This window comes from Chryseobacterium cucumeris, from assembly GCF_001593385.1.
In the GTDB taxonomy this organism is placed as follows: domain Bacteria; phylum Bacteroidota; class Bacteroidia; order Flavobacteriales; family Weeksellaceae; genus Chryseobacterium; species Chryseobacterium cucumeris.
Genome location: NZ_LUVZ01000006.1, coordinates 12,754 through 34,187, shown reverse-complemented (window position 1 = coordinate 34,187; position 21,434 = coordinate 12,754). Strand labels below are relative to the sequence as shown.

Annotated in this window: 13 protein-coding genes; 4 read left to right on the top strand and 9 right to left on the bottom strand. The window is 36.3% G+C overall.

Translation table 11 applies throughout. From position 1 onward, the window contains the following. Nucleotides 1–325 precede the first annotated feature (325 nt). The 7 genes from A1704_RS08575 to A1704_RS08545 all read right to left on the bottom strand — a co-directional run bounded on the left by A1704_RS08575 (nt 326) and on the right by A1704_RS08545 (nt 12,570). Nucleotides 326–703: a VanZ family protein gene (locus tag A1704_RS08575; protein WP_082798741.1), complete on the bottom strand. Its 378-nt coding sequence runs from the start codon at nt 701–703 to the stop codon at nt 326–328. Further along, nucleotides 678–1,055 (bottom strand): glycine cleavage system protein GcvH, encoded by a 378-nt coding sequence (gcvH, locus tag A1704_RS08570; RefSeq protein WP_047098621.1) that lies wholly within the window; start codon nt 1,053–1,055, stop codon nt 678–680. The genes A1704_RS08575 and gcvH overlap by 26 nt, the downstream gene beginning before the upstream one ends. A 106-nt stretch (nt 1,056–1,161) precedes the next feature. Further along, the gene (gene sov / locus A1704_RS08565; RefSeq protein WP_062672492.1) at nt 1,162–8,196 is read right to left on the bottom strand and encodes a T9SS outer membrane translocon Sov/SprA; all 7,035 of its coding nucleotides are present in this window, start codon (nt 8,194–8,196) and stop codon (nt 1,162–1,164) included. 57 nt (nt 8,197–8,253) lie between these two features. Further along, on the bottom strand, nt 8,254–8,838 hold the full coding sequence (gene ruvA / locus A1704_RS08560) for a Holliday junction branch migration protein RuvA (protein WP_062672490.1): 585 nt from the start codon (nt 8,836–8,838) through the stop codon (nt 8,254–8,256). A 226-nt stretch (nt 8,839–9,064) separates the two neighbouring features. Continuing rightward, the gene (locus A1704_RS08555; protein WP_062672487.1) at nt 9,065–11,353 is read right to left on the bottom strand and encodes an NADP-dependent malic enzyme; all 2,289 of its coding nucleotides are present in this window, start codon (nt 11,351–11,353) and stop codon (nt 9,065–9,067) included. A gap of 16 nt (nt 11,354–11,369) precedes the next feature. Next, entirely contained in the window at nt 11,370–12,221 is an 852-nt protein-coding gene (locus tag A1704_RS08550) for an ATPase (protein ID WP_062672485.1), read from the bottom strand. Nucleotides 12,222–12,306: 85 nt separating this feature from the next. Then, nucleotides 12,307–12,570: a hypothetical protein gene (locus A1704_RS08545; RefSeq protein WP_062672483.1), complete on the bottom strand. Its 264-nt coding sequence runs from the start codon at nt 12,568–12,570 to the stop codon at nt 12,307–12,309. A 365-nt stretch (nt 12,571–12,935) separates the two neighbouring features. On the opposite strand from A1704_RS08545, the gene A1704_RS08540 reads away from it, so the two are divergent. The 4 genes from A1704_RS08540 to A1704_RS08525 are packed head-to-tail and all read left to right on the top strand — an operon-like array spanning nt 12,936 to nt 16,662. Further along, nucleotides 12,936–13,394 carry a GtrA family protein gene (locus A1704_RS08540; RefSeq protein ID WP_062672481.1) on the top strand — a complete coding sequence of 153 codons (459 nt, stop codon included), beginning with the start codon at nt 12,936–12,938 and terminating at the stop codon, nt 13,392–13,394. A gap of 3 nt (nt 13,395–13,397) precedes the next feature. After that, the gene (locus A1704_RS08535) at nt 13,398–14,135 is read left to right on the top strand and encodes a lysophospholipid acyltransferase family protein (protein ID WP_082798740.1); all 738 of its coding nucleotides are present in this window, start codon (nt 13,398–13,400) and stop codon (nt 14,133–14,135) included. A gap of 30 nt (nt 14,136–14,165) precedes the next feature. Continuing rightward, complete coding sequence (locus A1704_RS08530; RefSeq protein WP_062672479.1) at nt 14,166–15,611, top strand: MFS transporter; 1,446 nt, start codon at nt 14,166–14,168, stop codon at nt 15,609–15,611. Continuing rightward, nucleotides 15,580–16,662 carry a DUF3810 domain-containing protein gene (locus tag A1704_RS08525; RefSeq protein ID WP_082798739.1) on the top strand — a complete coding sequence of 361 codons (1,083 nt, stop codon included), beginning with the start codon at nt 15,580–15,582 and terminating at the stop codon, nt 16,660–16,662. Before A1704_RS08530 ends, A1704_RS08525 begins: the two co-directional genes overlap by 32 nt. A gap of 443 nt (nt 16,663–17,105) precedes the next feature. On the opposite strand, the gene A1704_RS08520 is transcribed toward A1704_RS08525, so the two are convergent. Both A1704_RS08520 and A1704_RS08515 read right to left on the bottom strand, forming a co-directional pair. Beyond that, on the bottom strand, nt 17,106–19,298 hold the full coding sequence (locus tag A1704_RS08520; protein WP_065119584.1) for a CocE/NonD family hydrolase: 2,193 nt from the start codon (nt 19,296–19,298) through the stop codon (nt 17,106–17,108). Nucleotides 19,299–19,484: 186 nt separating this feature from the next. Continuing rightward, a complete protein-coding gene (locus A1704_RS08515; RefSeq protein WP_082798738.1) occupies nt 19,485–21,212 on the bottom strand; it encodes a helix-turn-helix domain-containing protein in 1,728 nt (575 codons plus the stop codon). Nucleotides 21,213–21,434: the final 222 nt, after the last annotated feature.

The following is a 21,434-nucleotide window of genomic DNA, read 5'->3' as shown; positions in this document are numbered from 1 at the left end:
CCTCATCATTCATCATTCATCATTCATCATTCATCATTCATCATTCATCATTCATCATTCATCATTCACCACTTATCATTAACGACTCCTACCCTAGCCCTGATAGAAATGGTTACCCCGCAGCTTGGGTTGGAGGGTGGTGGGTTTTAGGTGTGGGGGCCCTTCGGCTTCGCTCAGGGTGAGAGCGTTGGAGGGCGAGGGCGCGAGGAGTATGAATGGATAGCAGGAAATAGCTCCTAATAAAATTGGAGAGTGAAAAGCTTAAATGTACTGGTGAAGAGGGAATAAAAAATAGATATAAAATCGTGATGATTTGAAAGGCGTGCTAAAAGAAACGCTTGATTAATAACTTATAGGTATAATATCCTAACAGACATCCGATCGTATCTGCTACAATATCTAAAGTTTCCATCGATCTTCCCAATCCCATTTCTTCCTGCAAGATTTCTGTAAGGAAAGAATAAATAAGGATGATCTGGACAAAGTATGAGAATTTTATTTTGGGAAAAGCAGCAATGAAAGAGAAACCCAGTGCTGCGAATATGCTTACATGCAAAACCTTGTCGATACCGCTGAACATGAACCAATATTCATGGTTTTCTTCTCCCGGCTTGAAAAGCATATAAGTAAGAAATGCCCAATAAATGGGCAGTATCTTACTAAATATTTTTGAAATCTTATCCAATGATCGCTTTGTAATCATCTGCAGAAAGTAACTCTGACTGATCTGCTCCATCAGCAATTTCCAATTTGATGATCCATCCGTCTCCATAAGGATCTGTATTTAACAGTTCAGGCTGATCTTCTAATTCTGAATTAAACTCAATAACCTTTCCTGAGATAGGTAAGAACAGGTCTGAAACAGTTTTTACTGCTTCTACACTTCCGAAAACGTCTCCTCCATTAAGATCATCATCTACAGTATCTACATCAACGTAAACGATGTCTCCAAGTTCTCCCTGTGCGAAGTCTGTAATACCGATTGTAGCAACGTTACCTTCGATCTTGATCCATTCATGATCTTTCGTGTACTTTAATTCTGATGGTGTGTTCATTTTTAAATTTTTATTTTGTACAAATGTATTCAAAAATATAGTAGCTTCAAATATTGGATATAAAAAAAAGTCCTCCAAATGAAGGACTTTTATGTTTGTATTATTTTTAGAATCCACCTCCGGATTCACCGAATGTAAATGTGGCTGAAATACCTGCTCTGATCGTAGACAGCGGGAATGCTGTGGAGATCTTGTATTTTGAGGTCATCTGTTCGTAGAATACTCTCAGATTCAGATTCTCGGAAACATTGTAATCTGCGGAAAGTTTAATGTTCATGAGTCTCTGTCCTCCTGTAACCTGGGCATCATTTAACAGAATATTCATAATAGATGTTTTACTGTCTCTTAATGAAATATCTCCTCTGATGTTAAGGTCACTTCCTTTTCCTCTTGTTCCTCGACCTCTGATATTAGCTGTTCCCAATCTGAAGTTTCGTACAATATAACCAAGTCTTACTACATATTCTGTATTGGCATCTTCGGTAAGCGTCTGATTGACTAATCCCAGTACCATCATTCTGGTTCTGTTGTACTGTATTCCGAACTGCATATTGTTTCTCATGGTAACATCTACTCCGATAAGTGGTGAGAAAGATTCTACATATCCCACCTGTGCGAATGTATATGGGTTAATTTTATCACCACCATTTTTGTCTATATTACCTGCGTTATCTACAACCTGATAGTATCCATTCGGGTTGCCATGATAATCTACATTGCTTTGAATACCTGTCGCTGTATAAGTGGCGGTATAGGCATGTAAGATATCAAACTTCGAGAACTGTCCGCTGATCATCGGGATATTCTTTAACCCGGAATAGGTAATTCTCCAGTTTGGCAATGGGAATCCTGCTTTTTTAGGATTACCCATAGGTGTCACAGATTTTCCTTCCATCGCTGCTCTAAATGCAGGGATCAATACATAAGCATTTCCAATGCTATAGTGTTGGGCAAATCCGTTATTATCCAATACTGCTCCGGGACCTCCCAGCTGTTGAGAAAGCGCTCTTGCATTTTCTCTGATTGCCTGGTAAACGGCCTGTCCATCTTTAAATGACGTACTGAGAAGCGTTGTTGTATTGGAATAGGTTATCATTTCGCTGGCAAATGTAAAATCTGTATCAGGAACTCCACCATTGGTATAGTTGAATCCTGTATGGGAGAAGTTACTGTTAAAGGTATGCAACACATTAAGATCTACTCTTAAATCGTTCATTGGCATCACCTGTAGGTCGGCTCTCAATTCTTTGGTCGACATTCTTACATAAGGATCTGTCATGTATTTAGAATCACTAACCCATCCGTTTTCCATTACTGTTCTTCTGATGTCAGCCTGTGATCCTAAAAGGAATCCTAGAGTTGGGCCACCCAGTGTCTGTCCAGATCCATACCAGTTTGGAGCTGATATTAGTCCCGGAAGTACTGTTCCATTCGTTTCGTTATAACTTACGTTTAGCTGTTTGAAAGAAGTTAAGAAGAATGCAGCGCTTTGAAGTGGAGTAAGCTTATTCTTAAATTTATATTTCTTATATCGGTATCTGTTTTTCTCCCATTGTTTCGAATATACATTATTCAAAGAGTCCATCTCCTGTCTGCGTTTCTGAAGTTTGGCATTAATATTTTTGAAATAATTAAACTGGCCAAAGAACTTCGGAAGATCCGCAGAAGCTGTTGCCTGAATCACATTGGTATTTTGCCCAACGGATCCTAAACTTGTTGTTTTATTATCGTTGTTAGGATCTACAAATCCAGTCAATGAAGTAGATCTTGCCGCCCAGTTATAAGTAAATCCATATCCTACTTCCGCATCAATGAAATCCAGATAAGGCAAATATTGGAATGGTAGCTTATAGTTTAACTGTGCTCTGTGATTATACAATACCGGTCTTCCGGCTCTGAATACATTTCCAAAAATCGATTTGCTGTCCATTGAATTTACATCCAGATTATCATTCAACGTTCTGGTTGCAGAATTGATTTCCAGTTTTAATGATTTTGTAAAATTGAATCCTAATCCATACTGCCAACCAAAGAAAAAGTTTCTGTTTCTGATAGCATCAAAATTATTATTCATGTCTCCGTTCAGGATTGCTTCCACATTTCTGAACTCAAGCTCGTTGTAGTTTCTGTCGATTTCAGTTCTGAAAGAGATTCTTGTAGGAATAGGGTTAATATTGAATTCTTTTACCCATCTCAGATACTTTGTCGATTTCGCCGTATCACTGATCATTTTGTTGAAAGGCTTAAGTACCCAAGGTTTAAAGGTGTAGTTATAATCAATATACCCTCTCAGATACTGTCTGTAATTTCTCTTGGTATAGATATCTCTGAAATAGTCATCGTTATAAACAGCAGTTACTGATACGTTTTCAATATCATAAAACTTAGGCTTTTTATTTGGATTTACTCTTTCTTTATGCATGTTAACGACTCCTATACTTCTCTGTTGAGTATAGGTTCTCGCTACTTTTTTCAACTGATCTTTATTTGGTGCCTTATTAAATTCTACATCGGTATCCAGAGGATTGTACTTTGGATCTTCAATAGTCTGCGAGTAAGAATAGTTTAAAGGAATTTTCACCCCAGTTTTTTCCGGAAGGAATTTATCTACATTGATCGCCGTATTGATGCTGAATGCGGATTGAGTAGACTGTGTTCTTTCAGCAGGTTTTGAATCGATATTTCCGAAACCAACTGAGGTATAAGAGGCATTGGCATTCACTGTTGCCAGGTCTCCCATATTGAAGTTTAAGCTGGCATTTCCTGCATATCCACCATCATTCTCAATTTCAGAAAGACGGATTTCGTTAACCCATAAAACTCTTGTTATGGTAGAGTTTGTTCTTGGATCTGCATTTCTTACCCCAATCATAATGGTGGTAATATTTCCTAAACTTGGTCTACCTTTGATATAAATATTTTTATAAGGTTCCTGATATCCTGTGTCAACGGTTCTATTTGTAATAGCAACACCAGATTTATCTCTTCTGATCTTTGCATCTACAAAGTTCTGAACATCAAAATCAACTTCGTTTTCCATTGGCCAGATCTCCATAGGAGCTGTTGCTGTTGTAGGAGTCATTCTTAAAGATGATTCATACTCGTAATAGTTATCAGTAGCATCGCTTCCGAAACGAATAAAGAATTTGGTATTCTCATCCAATCCAATCACTCTGTTCAATGGATCGTGAGCATGTACAAACAGCTTCAGCTTTTTGTATCTTCTCATATCCAATGTTGTATTTTTGAATACTCCTCTTGCCTCAGTTTTAAGGTCTTTCACTTTCATGTAAAGTGATGCTTCATTCTGTCTCTGCGCTCCTGCATTTCCACTCAATACCTGTCTGTCAATTCCCGGAGGCAATACATATGGAGGTTGGTTCAATGCATTTTCTTCAATATTTACACTTCCTATTTCAAAGTTTGGATCTGTCACAGTTCCGGTTCCTTCGTCGGAATTAGGAACATTTACACTGGCAATTTTACTGGTATATTTTCTCCAGTCTGATCTTACAAGATCCATTGTTCCGAATCTCAGAGTAGAGGTCTGATCAAATCCTGCCAGCATTAATCTTGCAAATCTTACGTTGTTCAATACTGCATCTTCGTGTGTTCCTTCAGCTGGATCATAATTCGCTACAGGAATTCTGAACAAGTACCATTTAACATCTGAAGTCTGTCCGTTCTGGAAAGTTGCTTTTACTGTTTTTACATCTACAATATTATTCGTTCCAAGTGACAAACTTGGCTGGTCAAGCTTTATAACATATTGGTTATAATTTTCAGTCTGATCCAGGTTGTAATCTTTGTTGATATCTTCAGCATCCGGAGTTTGCGAAGCTACATTCAGAGAGTTTGCTTCTGAGTTCCCTTCAGGGTTTCTGAAATATTTGTATCGTTCCACCACTGAAGCAGCCTGGCTTCCTGTAAATTTATCAGAAAGATAGAATACGAAGTCATCCACTGCAGGGTCAGCAATATTGGTTACGGGGTTTACAAAAGTATTTCCGAATCTCATCGCTTCCTGATCAGAGGTAAGACCATCATATCCGGCATCCTGTGTTTTTCTTTCATCCCCTTCTGTAGAGAATGCATATAAAATTGGTGGCTGTTTTGGTTGTGTTCCCCAGTTTGAATTCGTTGTAGAAGAAGGATTACCTGGAGTTGGAAGTCCGTTTTCATACTGCATTTTTCCATCTTTCAATACATCTTCTGAAACGTTTCCTAAGTGAAGTAAAAGTTTTGGATCAGTACCCAGCGTTTTACCATCTGCATAAGGGTCCATCATCCAGAATTCAACGTATTCAATGTTTGAAGTAACAAAGTTGGGAACACTGATTGATCTCATGATCCCCGCCCATCTGCTTTGTGGCTGTTCTGTTAACGGGTTTACGTTGTATGGTCCTTTTTCTTTAGGAAAATATGAAATATCGAAAGTATTCGTGAAGGTTTGTTCTCCTGCTACGAAATCTCTGTTATTATAAATCTCCGAATATTGTACTCTTCTGGAAGCGTGATTGGATACAGACTGTGGTGTAATTCCTGCCGGAGCTTTTCCTCCCACTCCCCAGAATCTAGGGTCAATATTATACCATGTTAATAATCCTCTTCCATATCCGCTTGTTAGATCATCATTGGCCGGTACAGTGTTAAATGGCGGCAATGTATTTTTTTCCGGTTTTGAAGCAAGGCTCCATGCTGCCGGCTCTTTTAATGATATTTTAGAAGTTGTTTGTTCAAAATCGTCAATGTAAGATTGATTATTTGTTCCTTTATTCAAGCCAGGTAACAAGTAGGCCGCTTCCATCTTGAAGTTTAAGTTGGATGGAGCTTCGGTTTTCACCATCGGAAGTTTGTTGGTAAGTCTTGTAAGATAAGGAGCCTGATTGTTATACATCAGGTTGATCCCTGCCATGGTATTGTTTACCGCTTCCTGGCCAAAGTTCACTTTCTGAGTCAATGGAGATTCAGAGTAATTGATTACTGTTCCTCCCAAGATAAAGTTTTCACTGAATCTTCTTTCTAAGTTTAATCCTAAGAATCTCTTCCTTTGGGTATTAAATGTCAACTGGTTTTCCAGTGAAATATTGATCGCCTGTCCGGACTGTTTTACATTTTCATTGATGATGGTAACCGTACCAAGCATATAATCTACGGTATAATCAACTCCTTCTGTAAGCTGTACCCCATTTGCAGCCACTTTTACTGATCCCTGAGGAACGTTTACAGCACCCAGAGAAATACCTTGTCCCTGAACACCTTTGTAGCGTCCTTCCATGGTATACCTCTGCGCAAGGTTACTGGAAATCGCCTGTTGTTTTTGTTTGGTATAAAGATCCTGAAAAACATATTGAGGATCACTTGTCCCTAATTTTGATTCCAGATATTTACCGAAAGGCTGCACTTTGGTAAAGATGACTCTTCCTGTTTCCGGTCTGATGGTAATTCCATTCACAAAGTCGAAAATACCATCTCCCTTACTTCCGTCTTTATTGTTTTGAATATCGCCGTTCATATTGAGACGGTCCCAGTTAAATAACTTCAATAGGTTCTGATCTTTTACAGGAGTGTCCGGAAGATAATTTACCTTACCTCCAGTTTTTGGATCTCGGTAATAGACGTTAAGGATAAATCCATCCGGAGATACCTGTCCTGCATCTATAGAATAGATATTCTTCATCATCAGATCCCACATCGGAGACTGCGTATTCACCTTATTGTTTACTCTCAACACCTTGGTAATCAACACCGGGCTTTCTTCAGAAAATTCCCCTACTTTGTATACTTTATTGCTTCCGTTAACGGTGTATGAGTAAGAAACAGCTAAAAGCTGCTGGTCATTAAGCTTCTGATTTAATGAAATATATCCCAACTGTGGCTGGAAGGTAAATTCATTACTGTTCAGTTTTCTGGCTTTTGTATTGTAAATGAATTGTTCTCCGTTATCGTAAGGAGCGGGATCTCCAGGAAGCACCTGCCCCTGGAAAATAGTTCCATAGTTCTTACCTGCTTCTCTGGTTCCTGCTACCGATGAAACAGCATCATAAAGACCGTTCAGCGAGTTATCCGGCAGCGTAACTCCTCCGGGTCCTTCTCCAAGGTCTCTGATCCCGATAATACTTTTCTGATATGCCAGATTACTGTTCCCCTGATCCAATACCCAGACTTCCATTCTGGTAATGTTGATGGTTGAGTTGATCTGCGGATAATTAAGTAAGGCATCATCATACTTATTCAGGAAATAATGTCCTATAAAGAAGTGTTGGTTTTCTTCGTAGTCAATGGCATTGACTTTAAAATTGTTCATCACACCACCACCCTGTACTACAATATTACGGGCTTCACCCTGTTGCTGGGAAAGAACTACGGTTCCAAATGTTTTTCCTAACTGGAATTCTGTTTTCACCCCGAACAGTGATTGTGAACCACGGATAAGGCTGGTTGAAAGTGGCATGTTTACGTTACCAAATTCAACTCTTTTGATGATTTTATCTTCTCCTCCTTCATTCGGTTTATCTACATTTCCAAGACCTTTGCTCTGAAGATCTTTCCAGCTTCCTTTTGCCTGCCATACAAGATTCATTCTGTTTTCAAAAGCAAAACCACTCTGGGTATCATAATTGGCCTTTAACTGAAGGTTTTCCCCTACTTTTCCCAATAATCCCAACTGAATTCTCTGATCAATATCAAAGGTAAAACTGGTCCTGTTCTGAGGCAGGATCATTGGGTTATCTATTTTCTGGTAAAGTCCTGCAAAATCCAGGGATGCATACCCTGAAGGGATGATTTCAATTTTATTACCACCGAAAATGGTTTCGAAAAGCTTGTTATTGATCATTACAGAAGGAATAAGTCCTTTTCTCCTTGCATCTGATTTATCTTTTCTGAAAAGAAGATTGTACTTATCTGATTTTTCCTTATAGTAAGCTCTGGTCTGACTGGCAAGCATATATTCTTTATATTCTTCCGGAGACATGGCTGTAGGAGGACCTGTAATGGTATTTCCGATTTTTGGATATACATAGTACATCCCTGTTTTTATGTCGTAATAGGCTTCATACCTCGTAGGGTCAGCCACTTCATATTGTTTTCTTATGATCGCTGTATCTTTCTGTGCCTGCCCAAAAGCACTCACAGACATACACAGGAACGACAGGAACAAAAATATGTTAAGATGCTTAATATTCGCCACCAAATGTTAAATGTTTTTTAAGATTTGTTTAACCAATTCTTCTACCGAGATAGTTGGATTTTGTTTGATAATTTTATCCGCAATCTTCTCGCTTGTTCGTTTAGGAATGCCTAAAACTTCTAATGCAGATAACGATTCTTCCTTAATTTTATTATCCACCATCACAGAAATATTCGCGTTTGGATCGCTGTATTTCTGTACTTTACCTTTAAGATCTACAATAATTCTTTCGGCAGTTTTTGCACCAATTCCTTTTGCTTTTTGGATCAATGCACTGTTTCCGGAAAGTATAGCCGAAGCAATCTCATCAAGACTCAATGTTGACAACAGAATAAGGGCTGAAACAGCTCCTACTCCATTAACGCTTATTAACAGATTGAACATTTCTTTTTCTGAACGTGTGTTAAATCCAAAGAGAAGATGAGCATCTTCACGAATGATCTGCTGAATAAATAAAAAGGTCTGCTGATTCAAAACCAGCGTCTGTGAGGTCATCAAACTGATTCCCACATAGTAACCAACTCCCTGAACATTGATGACAGCGTAGGTAGGCGTAAGTTCTTGAACAGTGCCTTGTAAAGAAAATATCATTATTAATTTTTAAAACTCCCAAATATAGCAATTTAAACTAATTAATGTTTTCATTTGATGTACGAATGATTTTTAACTTAAATTTCAAATAAGAATTCAAGGAATTAACAGAAAAACAAAAGACTCCAAAATATGGAGTCTTTTTACTATCTGAACACGGTTTACAGTGTCATTTTTTAAATAAGAGAGATGGATTACTGTTTCCAGTTATACCGCTCATTCTATATTACGATTTCTTTTCTCTTCTTTGAGCATCAAGAACAGCAATGGTAGCAAGGTTTACGATCTCATCAACGCTCGAACGCATCTGAAGTACGTGTACCGGCTGCTTTAATCCCATTAAGATAGGTCCGATAACCTGTGCTACTTTCATTCCTCTCAGGATTTTGTAAGAAAGGTTTGCACTTTCCAGATTCGGGAAGATGAATGTATTGGCCGGAGTTGTTCCTAATTTTGAGAATGGATAATCACTCAGGTGGTCTGCATTCATTGCAAAATCAGGCTGAATTTCACCATCCACAACCATTTTCGGATATTTTTCATGAAGAATTCCAACTGCTTTCGCTACTTTCTTGGAAGTTTCAGAGATGGCAGCAAAGTTTTCAAATCCAAGCATTGCAATTCTTGGTTCAATGGCAAAAGATTTTACTGTAAATTCTGCCATTTTAGCAATATTCACAAGATCTTCTGCTGTAGGGTTTTGATTGATAGAAGTATCTGCAAAGAAAATAGGTTTCTTTTCAGACAGTATCATCATCATTGCCGCTACTTTATCTACTCCTTTATCTTTTTCAATAACTTCTAAAACAGGACGTAAAACGGAAGTATAGTTTTTAGAGAATCCTACAATAAGTCCATCCGTATCACCATGCTTCAGCATCAAAGGCCCGAAATAGTCTCTCTGGCGTACATATCTTTTCGCTTTGTACTCGTTCATTCCTTTTCTCTGACGAAGTTTCCAAAGGGTTTCTCTGTATTTTTTTCTGTTTTCTTTCTGATCGTCATCACTTGGATCAATGATCGGAACATCCAGAGTAATTCCGTAACGCTCCATTTGCTCCTTGATGTATTTTTTATCTCCTAAAAGGCTTGGGTAAGCAATTCCTTCTTCATAAAGAATCTGGGCAGCTTTCAATACATTGTATTCTTCTGCATTTCCAAGGGTAATTCTTTTCGGATTGGATTTCGCACGGCTCTGCATCATTCTTACCAATCTTTCATCTCTACCCATTCTGTCTAAAAGCTGGTGCTCGTATTCGTCAAAATCCGTAATGGTTTTTCTGGCAACACCACTTTCAATAGCTGCTTTTGCCACAGCACTTGATACTTTTGTGATCAGTCTGTTATCAAATGGTTTCGGAATGAAATACTCTCTTCCAAACTGAAGATTCTGAACGTTGTATGCTAAAATTACAGCTTCCGGCACCGGTTCTTTTGCAAGATCAGCAATAGCGTGTACCGCAGCCAGTTTCATGGCTTCATTAATTCCTGTAGCCTGTACATCCAAGGCTCCACGGAAGATATAAGGGAATCCCAATACGTTGTTTACCTGGTTAGGATAATCACTTCTTCCCGTTGCCATGATCACATCTTTACGGGTTTCCAGTGCAAGGTCATAAGCAATTTCCGGATCCGGGTTGGCAAGAGCAAATACAATAGGATTTTCATTCATGCTCTGCAACATCTCAGGAGTCATTACGTTTCCTTTTGACAATCCTACAAAAACATCAGATCCTTTTACAGCATCTTCTAATGTTTCGATATCTGTCTGAGCGATGAAATCCAGTTTTTCAGGAGTAAGGTTTTCTCTTTTATGATTGATTACTCCTTTACTGTCACACATCAGGACGTTTTCTTTTTTCAATCCTAATGAAATATAAAGTTTGGTACATGCAATAGCTGCAGCTCCAGCTCCGTTCACCACCATTTTTACTTTATCAATATCTTTATTGGCAATCTGCAGAGAGTTGATCAATGCAGCCGCCGAGATAATGGCTGTTCCATGCTGGTCATCGTGCATCAAAGGAATATTCAATTCCTCTTTCAGTCTTTGTTCTATATAAAAAGCTTCAGGTGCCTTAATATCTTCAAGATTGATACCTCCAAAAGTAGGAGCAATCCCTTTTACAATTTCAATAAATTTATCCGGATCTTTCTCATCGATCTCAATATCAAAAACGTTGATATCTGCAAAGATCTTGAATAAAAGCCCTTTCCCTTCCATTACCGGTTTTGAAGCCTCAGCACCGATATCTCCCAGTCCAAGTACGGCAGTACCGTTAGAAATTACTGCTACCAGGTTTCCTTTTCCTGTATAATCATATACAGTTTCCGGCTTATCATGAATTTCCATACAAGGAACCGCTACTCCCGGAGAGTAAGCCAATGATAAATCTCTTTGAGAAGAGTGTGGCTTTGATGGGATCACTTCAATTTTTCCTTTGGGTTCTGCTTTATGATAATCTAGCGCTGCCTGGCTAAAGTTCTTTTCGTCACGATTGTTGTTACTTGACATAAAATTTTGTTTTTTGTTAAAGTATATATTTAATGTGGTAATCTACTAAGCTTTCAATTGGTTTCTGCACAACATGTCCCACATTTAAATTAAGTTCTGTAGCTACAGAACGTAATGTATTTTCATAATAATAAGCGATGGAACCGATAAAATTGATCTCGGCATCATGCGCTTCCTCATAAGGAAGAACCTGATATTCGAAGAAACTTTTCATTTCCTCAAAAACCATGTCTTTGAAATAAGGATGATCTTTTCTTTCGATTACAAATTTGGTAAAATTCGCCAGATAGGCGTTTGGCCTCGGAGTATGATACATATTTTTCAATGCATCTTCCACGGTAAGCTGATAATCTGCTTCAAATTCTTTATGAAGATCTGCAGGCAGTTTTTTCATAAAATATCTGCGCACCAATTGCTTTCCGATAGCACTTCCACTTCCTTCATCCCCAATCAGGAATCCTAGTGAAGGCAGTTCTATCTTTACATTTTCACCGTCAAAAAAACAGGAATTTGATCCTGTGCCAAGAATGCACACAATAGCAGGTTTCCCACTGTATGCCGCATAAGCTGCAGCCATCAGGTCTTCCTTCACAATAATCTCCGCTTTTCCAAAAACCTTTTTCAGCTCTTCCTCTATGGTCTCGCAGTTTTTCTTCACACCGCATCCGGAACCATAAAAAAAGACTTTGGTAATTGAATTTTTAACCGATATCAGATTGCTATTCTTCTGTATTTCAGGAGCGATAAGTTCTCTGTTGATAAAATTCGGATTGAAACCGATTGTTTCTGTTTTCAGAAAAACTTTCTTAAAGTCATCAAGTATTACCCAATCCGATTTAGTAGAACCACTATCTACAATAGCAACCATATTTTAGATTTTAATTTAAGGGTGCTAAATTATGAATTTATCTTCAATTAGCGTTTAAAAACAACCTGGAAGCTGTCTAAAATCATTAATGCTTGATTTGTGTTTTTTTTTCGTTGAATTGTATAAGCCAATCTTCTATTTCATCTTCCAGATAGGAAGTCTGTAATACCATTGCATTGATAAAATCATCAGGTACCGGTTCTCCGCTGGAGTTTTCAAGATTCCACAATTCGTCTGACATATTTTCATATTCTGAATACACTCTTTTGAAGCGGGAATTTTCTTTCTCAAGAGCCTCAATATTTTTCTGTTGAAGCTGGAATTTTCTGTATTTGTTTTGACGTTTCATACAAATATTATTAAAAAATGGGTCATAAAATGTTTGGAGTATATACGCTTAACCGCGCACTACAAGATAGAAAAAACCATCAACACAAGGAGTTGAAAATGAATTTATTATCAGGTCTTAATTACATCATTCTGAATATTAAAATTAGAAATAATTTTTATTAAAAAAAATATTTTAACAACTTTTTTCAGTGTTTAACATATAGTTATAAATTTGCATATTCATATTGTAAAGCCATGGGATTATTGAGATTTCAAAACCATTAGTATCAGAGGGAATTCGCTGAGGTGTTTATCTGCTGAGATATAAACCCGCCCGGTATGCTATCCAATATGTACAAACATTTTTAGTTTTATAATCATTAAATGAAAGAAATACTCTTACGCCAGAAACAGGTTTTGTTCTTCATCATTGCAGGAGGACTGAGTGCCATTGTAGAAATAGGAAGCTTTAAGATTTTCAGCACCTATCTTCCGCACTTCTTTGTAAAAGAAACCAACTTTTATGGGGTACATTATCCTTTAAGTAACATTTTTTCCACAAGCTGCGGTATTATTACCAATTACTTTCTGAGCATCTGGTTTGTATTTGAAAGAGGAAAACATTCAAAGAGAAAAGAGTTTGCTTATTTTATGGTGGTCTCCTTTTTTTCAACATTACTCAGCTTAGGCTTTTTCCAAATATTCTATAGTTTCATATTTAAAGATAATATCAATTTATTTTTTTATACCTTGAGCCCGGAAATGATCAGCAAAATTGCAGCAATATTGCTGGTTTCTATTCTGAATTATTCGATAAAGAAGAAAGTAATTTTTAACGGTTAAGCTGTGACAAAAATTTTAAATTATCTCTGGAGATTCTGGTTGCTTCTGTTGGCATTTTTTCTGACAGTCAGCATTGGAATCCCCGTTTACATTTTATCCTTTAATAAAAAGCATTATAAATACGGTTATAAACTTGTCAGACTCTGGTGTTTTGGCATGTTTTACGGAATGGGCTTCAGGTATGATTTAATTAAACTTTCAGAACAGAAAAAAGACAAGAATATACCTTACGTCTTTATCTCCAATCATACGTCCATTATGGATATTATGCTTGTATGCATTCTCTTCCCTGATCATCCAATTTGCTTTGTAGGAAAAAAAGAACTGGTAAAAATTCCGATTTTCGGAACCATATATAAAAGGATATGTGTAATGGTAGACAGAGCCAGTGCAAAAAGCCGTGCAGATGTATACCGCAGGTGTGCTGAGAAAATGGAAGAAGGCAACAGTATCGCGATTTTTCCTGAAGGCGGTGTGCCAGATGATACTTCAATTATCCTGGATGATTTTAAGGACGGTGCATTTATGCTGTCTTCAAAACATCATTCTCCTATAGCTGTTTATACCTTTGTGGGACTCAAGGAAATGTTCCCTTTTGAAAACTCAAAAGGCTTTCCCGGAAGAGTAAAGGTATATTTTAATGGAATCATTGAGCCTACAGATTCGCCAAAAGACTTAAAGGCAGAGGCTTATGAGAAAATAAAAAAAACCTTAATCAGGTATTCCGTTGAAAGGAAATAGTTATATTTGTTTGTGAAATCTATAATAAATATGTCAAATTATTCTAAACAAACCAATTGGGCCCAATTCATTCCGTTGGTTACTGTATTCTTCTTTTGGGGATTTGTAGCAGCCAGTAATGATATTCTGATCCCTGTTTTTCAAAAAGCCTTCAATCTATCCCAAACTGAAAGTATGCTTGTACAGATATGCTTTTATGTAGCGTATACTGTAGGTTCTTTAATTTATATGCTTGTATCAAAGAGCCTTAAACAGGATTTGATCAATAAAATCGGATATAAGAATGGTCTTATTGTAGGGCTTCTGATTTCCGCATTGGGAACCTTATTGTTCTACCCGGCTGCCAATATGCATTCTTTCCCTTTAATGATCTCAGGGTTATTTATTGTAGGTTTAGGATTCTCTCTTCAGCAGATTGTTGCTAATCCGCTTGCTATTGAAGTAGGCCCTACGGAAACGGGATCTCAGAGGCTAACAATGGCAGGAGGGATTAATAACTTAGGAACTACTATTGGACCTCTTATCGTTGCATTTGCTATTTTTGGTTCTGCAAGCGCAGCCAATACTGAAGCGAGTATAGAAAGTGTAAAAACACCTTATCTTATATTAGGAGCAGCTTTTGCTCTGGTAGCTTTAATGCTTAAATTCTCTTCCCTTCCTGCAGTAACTCCAACAAACACTGAGGACACCGATGATACAACTCCGGGAGAACATAGAAAGTCAGCATTCCAGTATCCTCAGCTGGTGATGGGAATGATCGCTATTTTTGTCTATGTAGGCGTAGAAGTTTCCACAGCCAGTAACCTTCCCGCGTATATGGAAAAAAGCTTGGGATTTGAAACGAAAGAGGTAGCCCCTTACATCTCTTTATACTGGGCATCATTAATGATTGGCCGTTGGACAGGTGCTGTAGAAGCATTTGACGTCAATGCTGGATTCAAAAAGATCTTAAGATTCTTAGCTCCTTATCTTGCATTCGGTGTATTTTTATTGGTAAACGCTATTGCCGATCATGATCTTTCTCCGTTCTATGTATATGGGTTTATCATTATCGCAATGATTATCTGTGATATTTTAAGCAAAGGAAACCCGGCAAGAATGCTTCTGATCTTCTCTCTGGCAGGGATCACAGCTCTACTTATAGGGATGTTCACTACAGGAATGGTATCTGTATATGCATTTACCAGTGTAGGTCTTTTCTGCTCTACTTTATGGCCTTGTATTTTCGCATTGGCTATCAACGGACTTGGAAAGCATACCAATCAGGGTTCAGGATACCTTATTATGATGATTATGGGTGGAGGTATTGTAAGCTTTATACAGGGTTATATTGCAGATATTACCAATATTCATTTCAGTTATATCGTAGGGGTGATTTGTTTTGCTTATCTTGCATTCTATGCGATCCGTGTAAGTGGAATTCTGAAAGCCCAGGGCATTGATCTTGATAAAATATCCAAAGGCAGTGGTCATTAATATAATAACAAATATATATAAGAAAAAGAGATTTTGGGCAGGTGTATTACTTGCCCAATTTCTTTTGTTTTATGGATTCTCAAAATCCAAAGTGATAATTTCTTTTTTTGAAAGTTTTTTTGAACTTCAGAAAGAGTTTCATCAGATGCTGTTCAGCTGGGTTCCGTTTTCTGTTGGAGATTTGATTTATATTCTATTGGGAATATTTCTTTTATACTATTTGATTACTTCATTCAGTAAACAGCGAAGAAATGATTCACTGATAAGGATTCTTATTATTATAAATGTTTTTTATTTTATTTATCAAATCTTCTGGGGAATGCTGTATTTCCAGACTCCAATTATTAAAAAACTTTCCAGTCAGGAGGAGCCCAATATGAATAAGGCAAAAAAATTAGCCCTTATCTATCTTGAAAAATGTAAGCAAACCAGACAGTATGTTCATGAGGATAAAAATGGTGTTTTTATCATCACCAACCTTACGGATATACAAAAGGAAATCCTGTACCAACAGACCAAACTGCCTTCTTATATTTCAGATAAAAAAGCTCCTCAACTTCTGGATATCAAGCCCAGTTTATTCAAAAAAGTAATGAACTTTACAGGAATTCTGGGATACTATAATCCTTTTACTGCTGAAGCTCAGTTTAACAGTGAATTACCTCATACATTCATTCCCTTTACAACAGCTCACGAAAGTTCTCATCAACTGGGTTTTGCCAGAGAGCAGGAAGCTAATTTCGTAGGGTATTTAATAGGCATTCATTCCGATAATCAGGAGTTGAGATACAGTACTGAATTTTTCACTTTAAAAAGTCTTTTAAGGTTCATTGTGGAGGAAGACCCACACTTTGTAAAGAATATTCTTCATCAGTACTCTCCAGCTATGAAAAGAGACCGTGCTTATGAAAAAAGTTTTGTTTTTCAGCATCAGGGATGGTTGGATGACTTCTTTGGATTTACCAATAACCTGTTTCTGAAAAGTAATCAACAAGAAGGCTCAGTTACCTATTCTTACTTTATTGATCTGCTCTTAAATTATGAATCATAAATAAAAAAAGAATCGTATCAGGCGATACGATTCTAAAAACACAAATGATGAAAAAAAATTTATTACCTTGACTTGTTCCCTCATTCAAGGCGATGTAAAAGTACGACATATTTTATAAATACAAAAACATTTCCCTCCTTTTTTAAAACTTTATGAAAACTTTATGATTTTTTAAGTTTTTTTGAGTTCATTTCTGTTTGTTACAAATTACATAGAATAGCGAAATTTAATAAACAAAACAAGGGCAAAACCCACTACAAGCTATAAAATAATAACAAAATAAAACATTTGTTTAAATAAAAAATATTATTTCTCAGCTTTATTTTCTATACTTTAAAGTTGGAGTTATCCTCAGTATTTTATATGATATTTCTAAAAATCTGAACTTCAAAATCACAGGATATTCTGATATAAAAATCCATTCATTTTTATATCTATTCCGTTTATTGTCTCAAAATAGGAATTTCCACATAACTGTCATTATACCATTTGATCTCCAAAGGCTCTTTAGCATCAGCCATTGTTTCGAGGCTAACATCTTTTCCGGTTCCATAATTCATCTGTTCGAAGGGAGATGTATTGACCCCCAAAACAATAATCAGCTTACTGCCCTTTTCTATTTTTTTACTGACGAAATAGGTATTATTAACAGGAATTTCAGATATTTTGCCCGGAACAAGCAACTGTCTTTTCTCCTTATTTTTTGCATAACTTGCCCGCCCTAAGTAGCTAGAAAGCTGAATATATTCCCCTTTAGAAGTTAGCTCATAGAGGATTATTCTAACATCAATATCTTTTTTATTGATGGTAACTTTCAGATTTCCGGTGAAACTGCCATTGATCTCCACAGGATCCCGCAATGCATCACTTTCAAAAACAAGTTTATCTTTTAAAACAGCGGGATCAATTGCCATATCCATTATTTTATACCTGTCGAAATTTTGTAACGTATCTTTCCTATTTGTGAAACTGATCGTCTGTAAGGAATTATCTAAAGCCGGTTTTACTTCCTGCAGTTTTGATCTGCTGAGAAACAGTTTTAATTTTTTATTACTTATTTCATCAATATTTGCAGCGCTTTTCCATTGATTGGTTCCCATCACCTGGTAATTTACTTTTCCTTTTAAGAACCCCGGCTTTTTCTTTCCTTTCAAAATATAATCAAACCATTCATAGGATAAGGTATTGTGATCAATATTGGCAGCCGGATCTATGGTATATCCTCTCAGGTTATTTTTAATAGCCCCCTGCGCTCCGTAATGATCGTAAGGACCAATAACTAAATAATGATCAGCATTTTTGTTATACTTATAATGTTCATTGTAGTAATAAAAGGCACCTCTCTGGTCATCATCATAATATCCGGTAAATGTCAAAACCGGAATATTGACTTTTGCAAAGTCTCTTTTATAAGGTATTTTAGAAGTCCAGAATGTATCAAACGATGGATGCTGCACCCACTTCTGAAAAAAAACATTCTTATTTCCATTAAGACTATCCAGATCTTTAAATGCCGTACCATTTGTATACATCTTGTTAACAAGGCTCTGCCATTTTAATGTATCAGAATCATCATAATCTACATAACGGCTTCTGGAAACATACTCCAGCCATCTGATCATATAAGTATTAAAGACATTATTTTCCATCGGAAAATCTATTCCAAAACCTACGGATGCTGACGGAACAATTGTTTTAAGGGCTGGATGCATGTTTTTAACAGCAGCCCATTGACTGAATCCGTTATAGCTTCCTCCGGCCATTCCTACTTTTCCGTCACTCCATGATTGTTTAATAATCCAGTCTATGACTTCATTAACATCTTCCGTTTCAAATTCAAATGGTGCAAGATTGTCTTTACTTAAGTACACTCCCCTGCTGGTAGCATATACAATAACGTAGCCTTTCATGGCATTTAACTTTTCAGCGTAATCAATTTTTCTTCCTCTGTAAATACCGAAATTCAATATGGTAGGAACCTTGGCCTCAGATCCTTTATACCTGATCATCTGTAAAGAAATCTCATTCCCTTTATTGCTTTTAATGACAATACTATCTTTAATTTCAAACTGCTGCTGTTCTGTTTTTTTGATGAAAGGAAGCACAACAGGATTTGTTTCTTTTACGACAAGGTACGAAGTATACAGCCTGCACAGTTTTACGGCATCAGCCAGAGAAATGCTGTCATTCTTTATGCTTTTTTTCAGGGCATTTATTACTTTGTCTTTTAGATCCTTTTCTGTAGACCTGAAGAAACTGCTAACATACATTTTCGTTTTCTCTGGCAGGGCATTAATTTTTTGTTCAAAAACTTTTCTGTATTTTTCATTATAAGGAGTTGGCCCCGGGGCTGATTTTGACAATGCATACAGTTCAAATGAAAGTCCGATAATTTCTCTGTAGTCAAGATTGGTATAATCCGGATTATTTTTAATTTCATTTAAATAATAAATCCCTTTCTGATAATCTCCATCAAGGATATGCAGCCGGAATATGTTGTCGTTAAATATAGCTTTGTCTTTGTCCTTATAATCTCTTAAAACTTCTTTATTAAGTTTTTTGATCTCGTTATAAAAAAGACTTCCCTCTATATTTGGATTAGATTTAAAATAATACTGCTGAGAATGAAAACTCATTGAAAACAATACCAGACTCAACAACACTATCTTTGTTAAAAAAAGCTCTTTAGCCATGCGACTTCCCATACTGTGCACTTTAGATTATTATATATTTTAGTAGGCAAAACAAATACTTTTATACGATTTAAAGAAAACAGGTCTACCAAAATTGATCAATATCGTACACATTTTTCTGTAGACTACTTAATTTATTCTCTGTTTCTGTAATAGTTTTATATAATAGGAAGGCAGTGTTCCTGTAATTTTTCTAAATGCATTGGAAAACGATTCCGAATTATTATAACCTATACTATCAGCTATAGCTGCAATGGTATATTTTCGTATTTTCTCGTTATGATTGAGCTCTTCTACAATATAATTAATTCTCAATTCATTCAGATATTGTGAAAAGTTCTTTGCCTTAAGCTCATTCACTGACTTTGACAGATAATCTCTGTTTGAATTAAAATCTTTAGCCAAACTGTCTACCGTTATATTCTTACGTAAAAAATCTTTATTTAGTTCAAATGCCTCCAGTTTCACTTTTATATCCTGCAGCTGTTTGTCCGGGAGAATATTTTTAGCCTTTTGCTCTTTTGTTTTCTCTGCGAGCTGATCAATCTTTACAGCAGAAACTTCCATTAATCTTGATTTTTCTAAAAGGTGGTCCGCCTGTTTTTTATAGTGTTTTGCATTTCGTCTGTTCCGGATAAGTAAAAAGAATAAAGCACCTAATACTAAAACACCACCACACAAAACAAAATAAAGGGTAGAGTTTTTATTGTTCAATTCATCAATAAGTCTTTCTTTTTCTTCCAGCAGAGCCGGTGTGTCATATTTTTTATAAATCTCTTTGGACAAATACTGCTTACTACTAGTAAGAAAGCTATCCGTCGCCACCAGTTTATTAATGAATTTCAGCTGATTTTCCTTATCTCCTTTTTTCTTGTAATAATCAATTAAAAACTCATATCCGTTTCTCATAAACGGATCAAACTTTTTAGACACTGAAAAGATAGAATCTGATTTTGTGAAATAACGTACTGCTTCAGTTTCCTTGTGAAGATCACCATTGATTTTACCTAGAAAATAATAAGTAATCCCAAGGTTCCAGTCATCATTGTTTTTTTTGAATTTTTGCTCAGCCAACAAATGATTATTATAAGATTCCTTATAGTTTTTCAAGTAATAATTAGCTATTCCTAAGGAAGAGATCAGATAAGGATAATGGGTATAGTCATTAAATTTTTTACATTCTTCAATTCCCAAATGGATGTAAGGCAAGGCATTATTATATTGCTTGTTTTTGTTATAGCTGTTTGCTACAGAAAAAATAGATCCGATATAGCTTTTTACATCTCTCTTATCAGTATGCATTTTTTCCTTCTCATACTGGTAATATTCCAGAAACAGAGGAAGAGCTTCTTGATCTTCACCCGTTGCCGATTTTAAAATACCAACCAGTTTTTTCACATAAAAAAACTGATCCGGGTTCTTTTTACCAGCTAATTTTTTTGCCTGAACATATTGATCTAAGGCCTCCCCGTATCTGGATTCATAATTGAACAGGATACCTTTAATAATATGAGCCTTCGCAGGGTAATCCCTGGTATTCACATACTGGGTAATCCTGATGAGTGTATCCGCGTAAGGATGTCCGTTTTCCGATTTTAAACCTTTACTGTGAGCCAGTTTGTAATAGCCGTCATAGATCAGATCATTATTTTTCTGCTTTTTACCTTTACTTAAAATAACATTGGCATAGAATTCTGCTTTATTATTATCGATACGAAAGGTCCTATCATAAGCCTTCTGTAATTGGTCAGCATTTTTATTTTGTAATGAATCCGGTATATGAAATCCACTAATGCTTTGAGAAAAGCAGAAATTCTCAGCAAACATCAACAGAAACATAAAAAAAGCCTTGCGCATATATTCTTTTAAAGGCACAATATTACACTTTTTTAGTTTTTAATACATTTCCATGACAGAAAATATAAAGTATTAAAAATCAAAATATTAATTTAATACTTTATTAAAAACCCGCTAATAAACATCCCAAAATTTATCAATTCCGACATCCCTTTCTTGCATTCCCAGCGTTATGAATGCATCTTTGCCTCAGGTAAAAACACGAAATACTTTGTTTTAAAA

Coding starts and splice junctions, on each gene's coding strand:
- A1704_RS08575 (WP_082798741.1), bottom strand. CDS start 703: ATGATTACAAAGCGATCATTGGATAAGATTTCAAAAATATTTAGTAAG.
- A1704_RS08540 (WP_062672481.1), top strand. CDS start 12,936: ATGAAAGAAATACTCTTACGCCAGAAACAGGTTTTGTTCTTCATCATT.
- A1704_RS08515 (WP_082798738.1), bottom strand. CDS start 21,212: ATGCGCAAGGCTTTTTTTATGTTTCTGTTGATGTTTGCTGAGAATTTC.
- gcvH (WP_047098621.1), bottom strand. CDS start 1,055: ATGAACACACCATCAGAATTAAAGTACACGAAAGATCATGAATGGATC.
- sov (WP_062672492.1), bottom strand. CDS start 8,196: ATGTCTGTGAGTGCTTTTGGGCAGGCACAGAAAGATACAGCGATCATA.
- ruvA (WP_062672490.1), bottom strand. CDS start 8,838: ATGATATTTTCTTTACAAGGCACTGTTCAAGAACTTACGCCTACCTAC.
- A1704_RS08530 (WP_062672479.1), top strand. CDS start 14,166: ATGTCAAATTATTCTAAACAAACCAATTGGGCCCAATTCATTCCGTTG.
- A1704_RS08545 (WP_062672483.1), bottom strand. CDS start 12,570: ATGAAACGTCAAAACAAATACAGAAAATTCCAGCTTCAACAGAAAAAT.
- A1704_RS08555 (WP_062672487.1), bottom strand. CDS start 11,353: ATGTCAAGTAACAACAATCGTGACGAAAAGAACTTTAGCCAGGCAGCG.
- A1704_RS08520 (WP_065119584.1), bottom strand. CDS start 19,298: ATGAGTTTTCATTCTCAGCAGTATTATTTTAAATCTAATCCAAATATA.
- A1704_RS08550 (WP_062672485.1), bottom strand. CDS start 12,221: ATGGTTGCTATTGTAGATAGTGGTTCTACTAAATCGGATTGGGTAATA.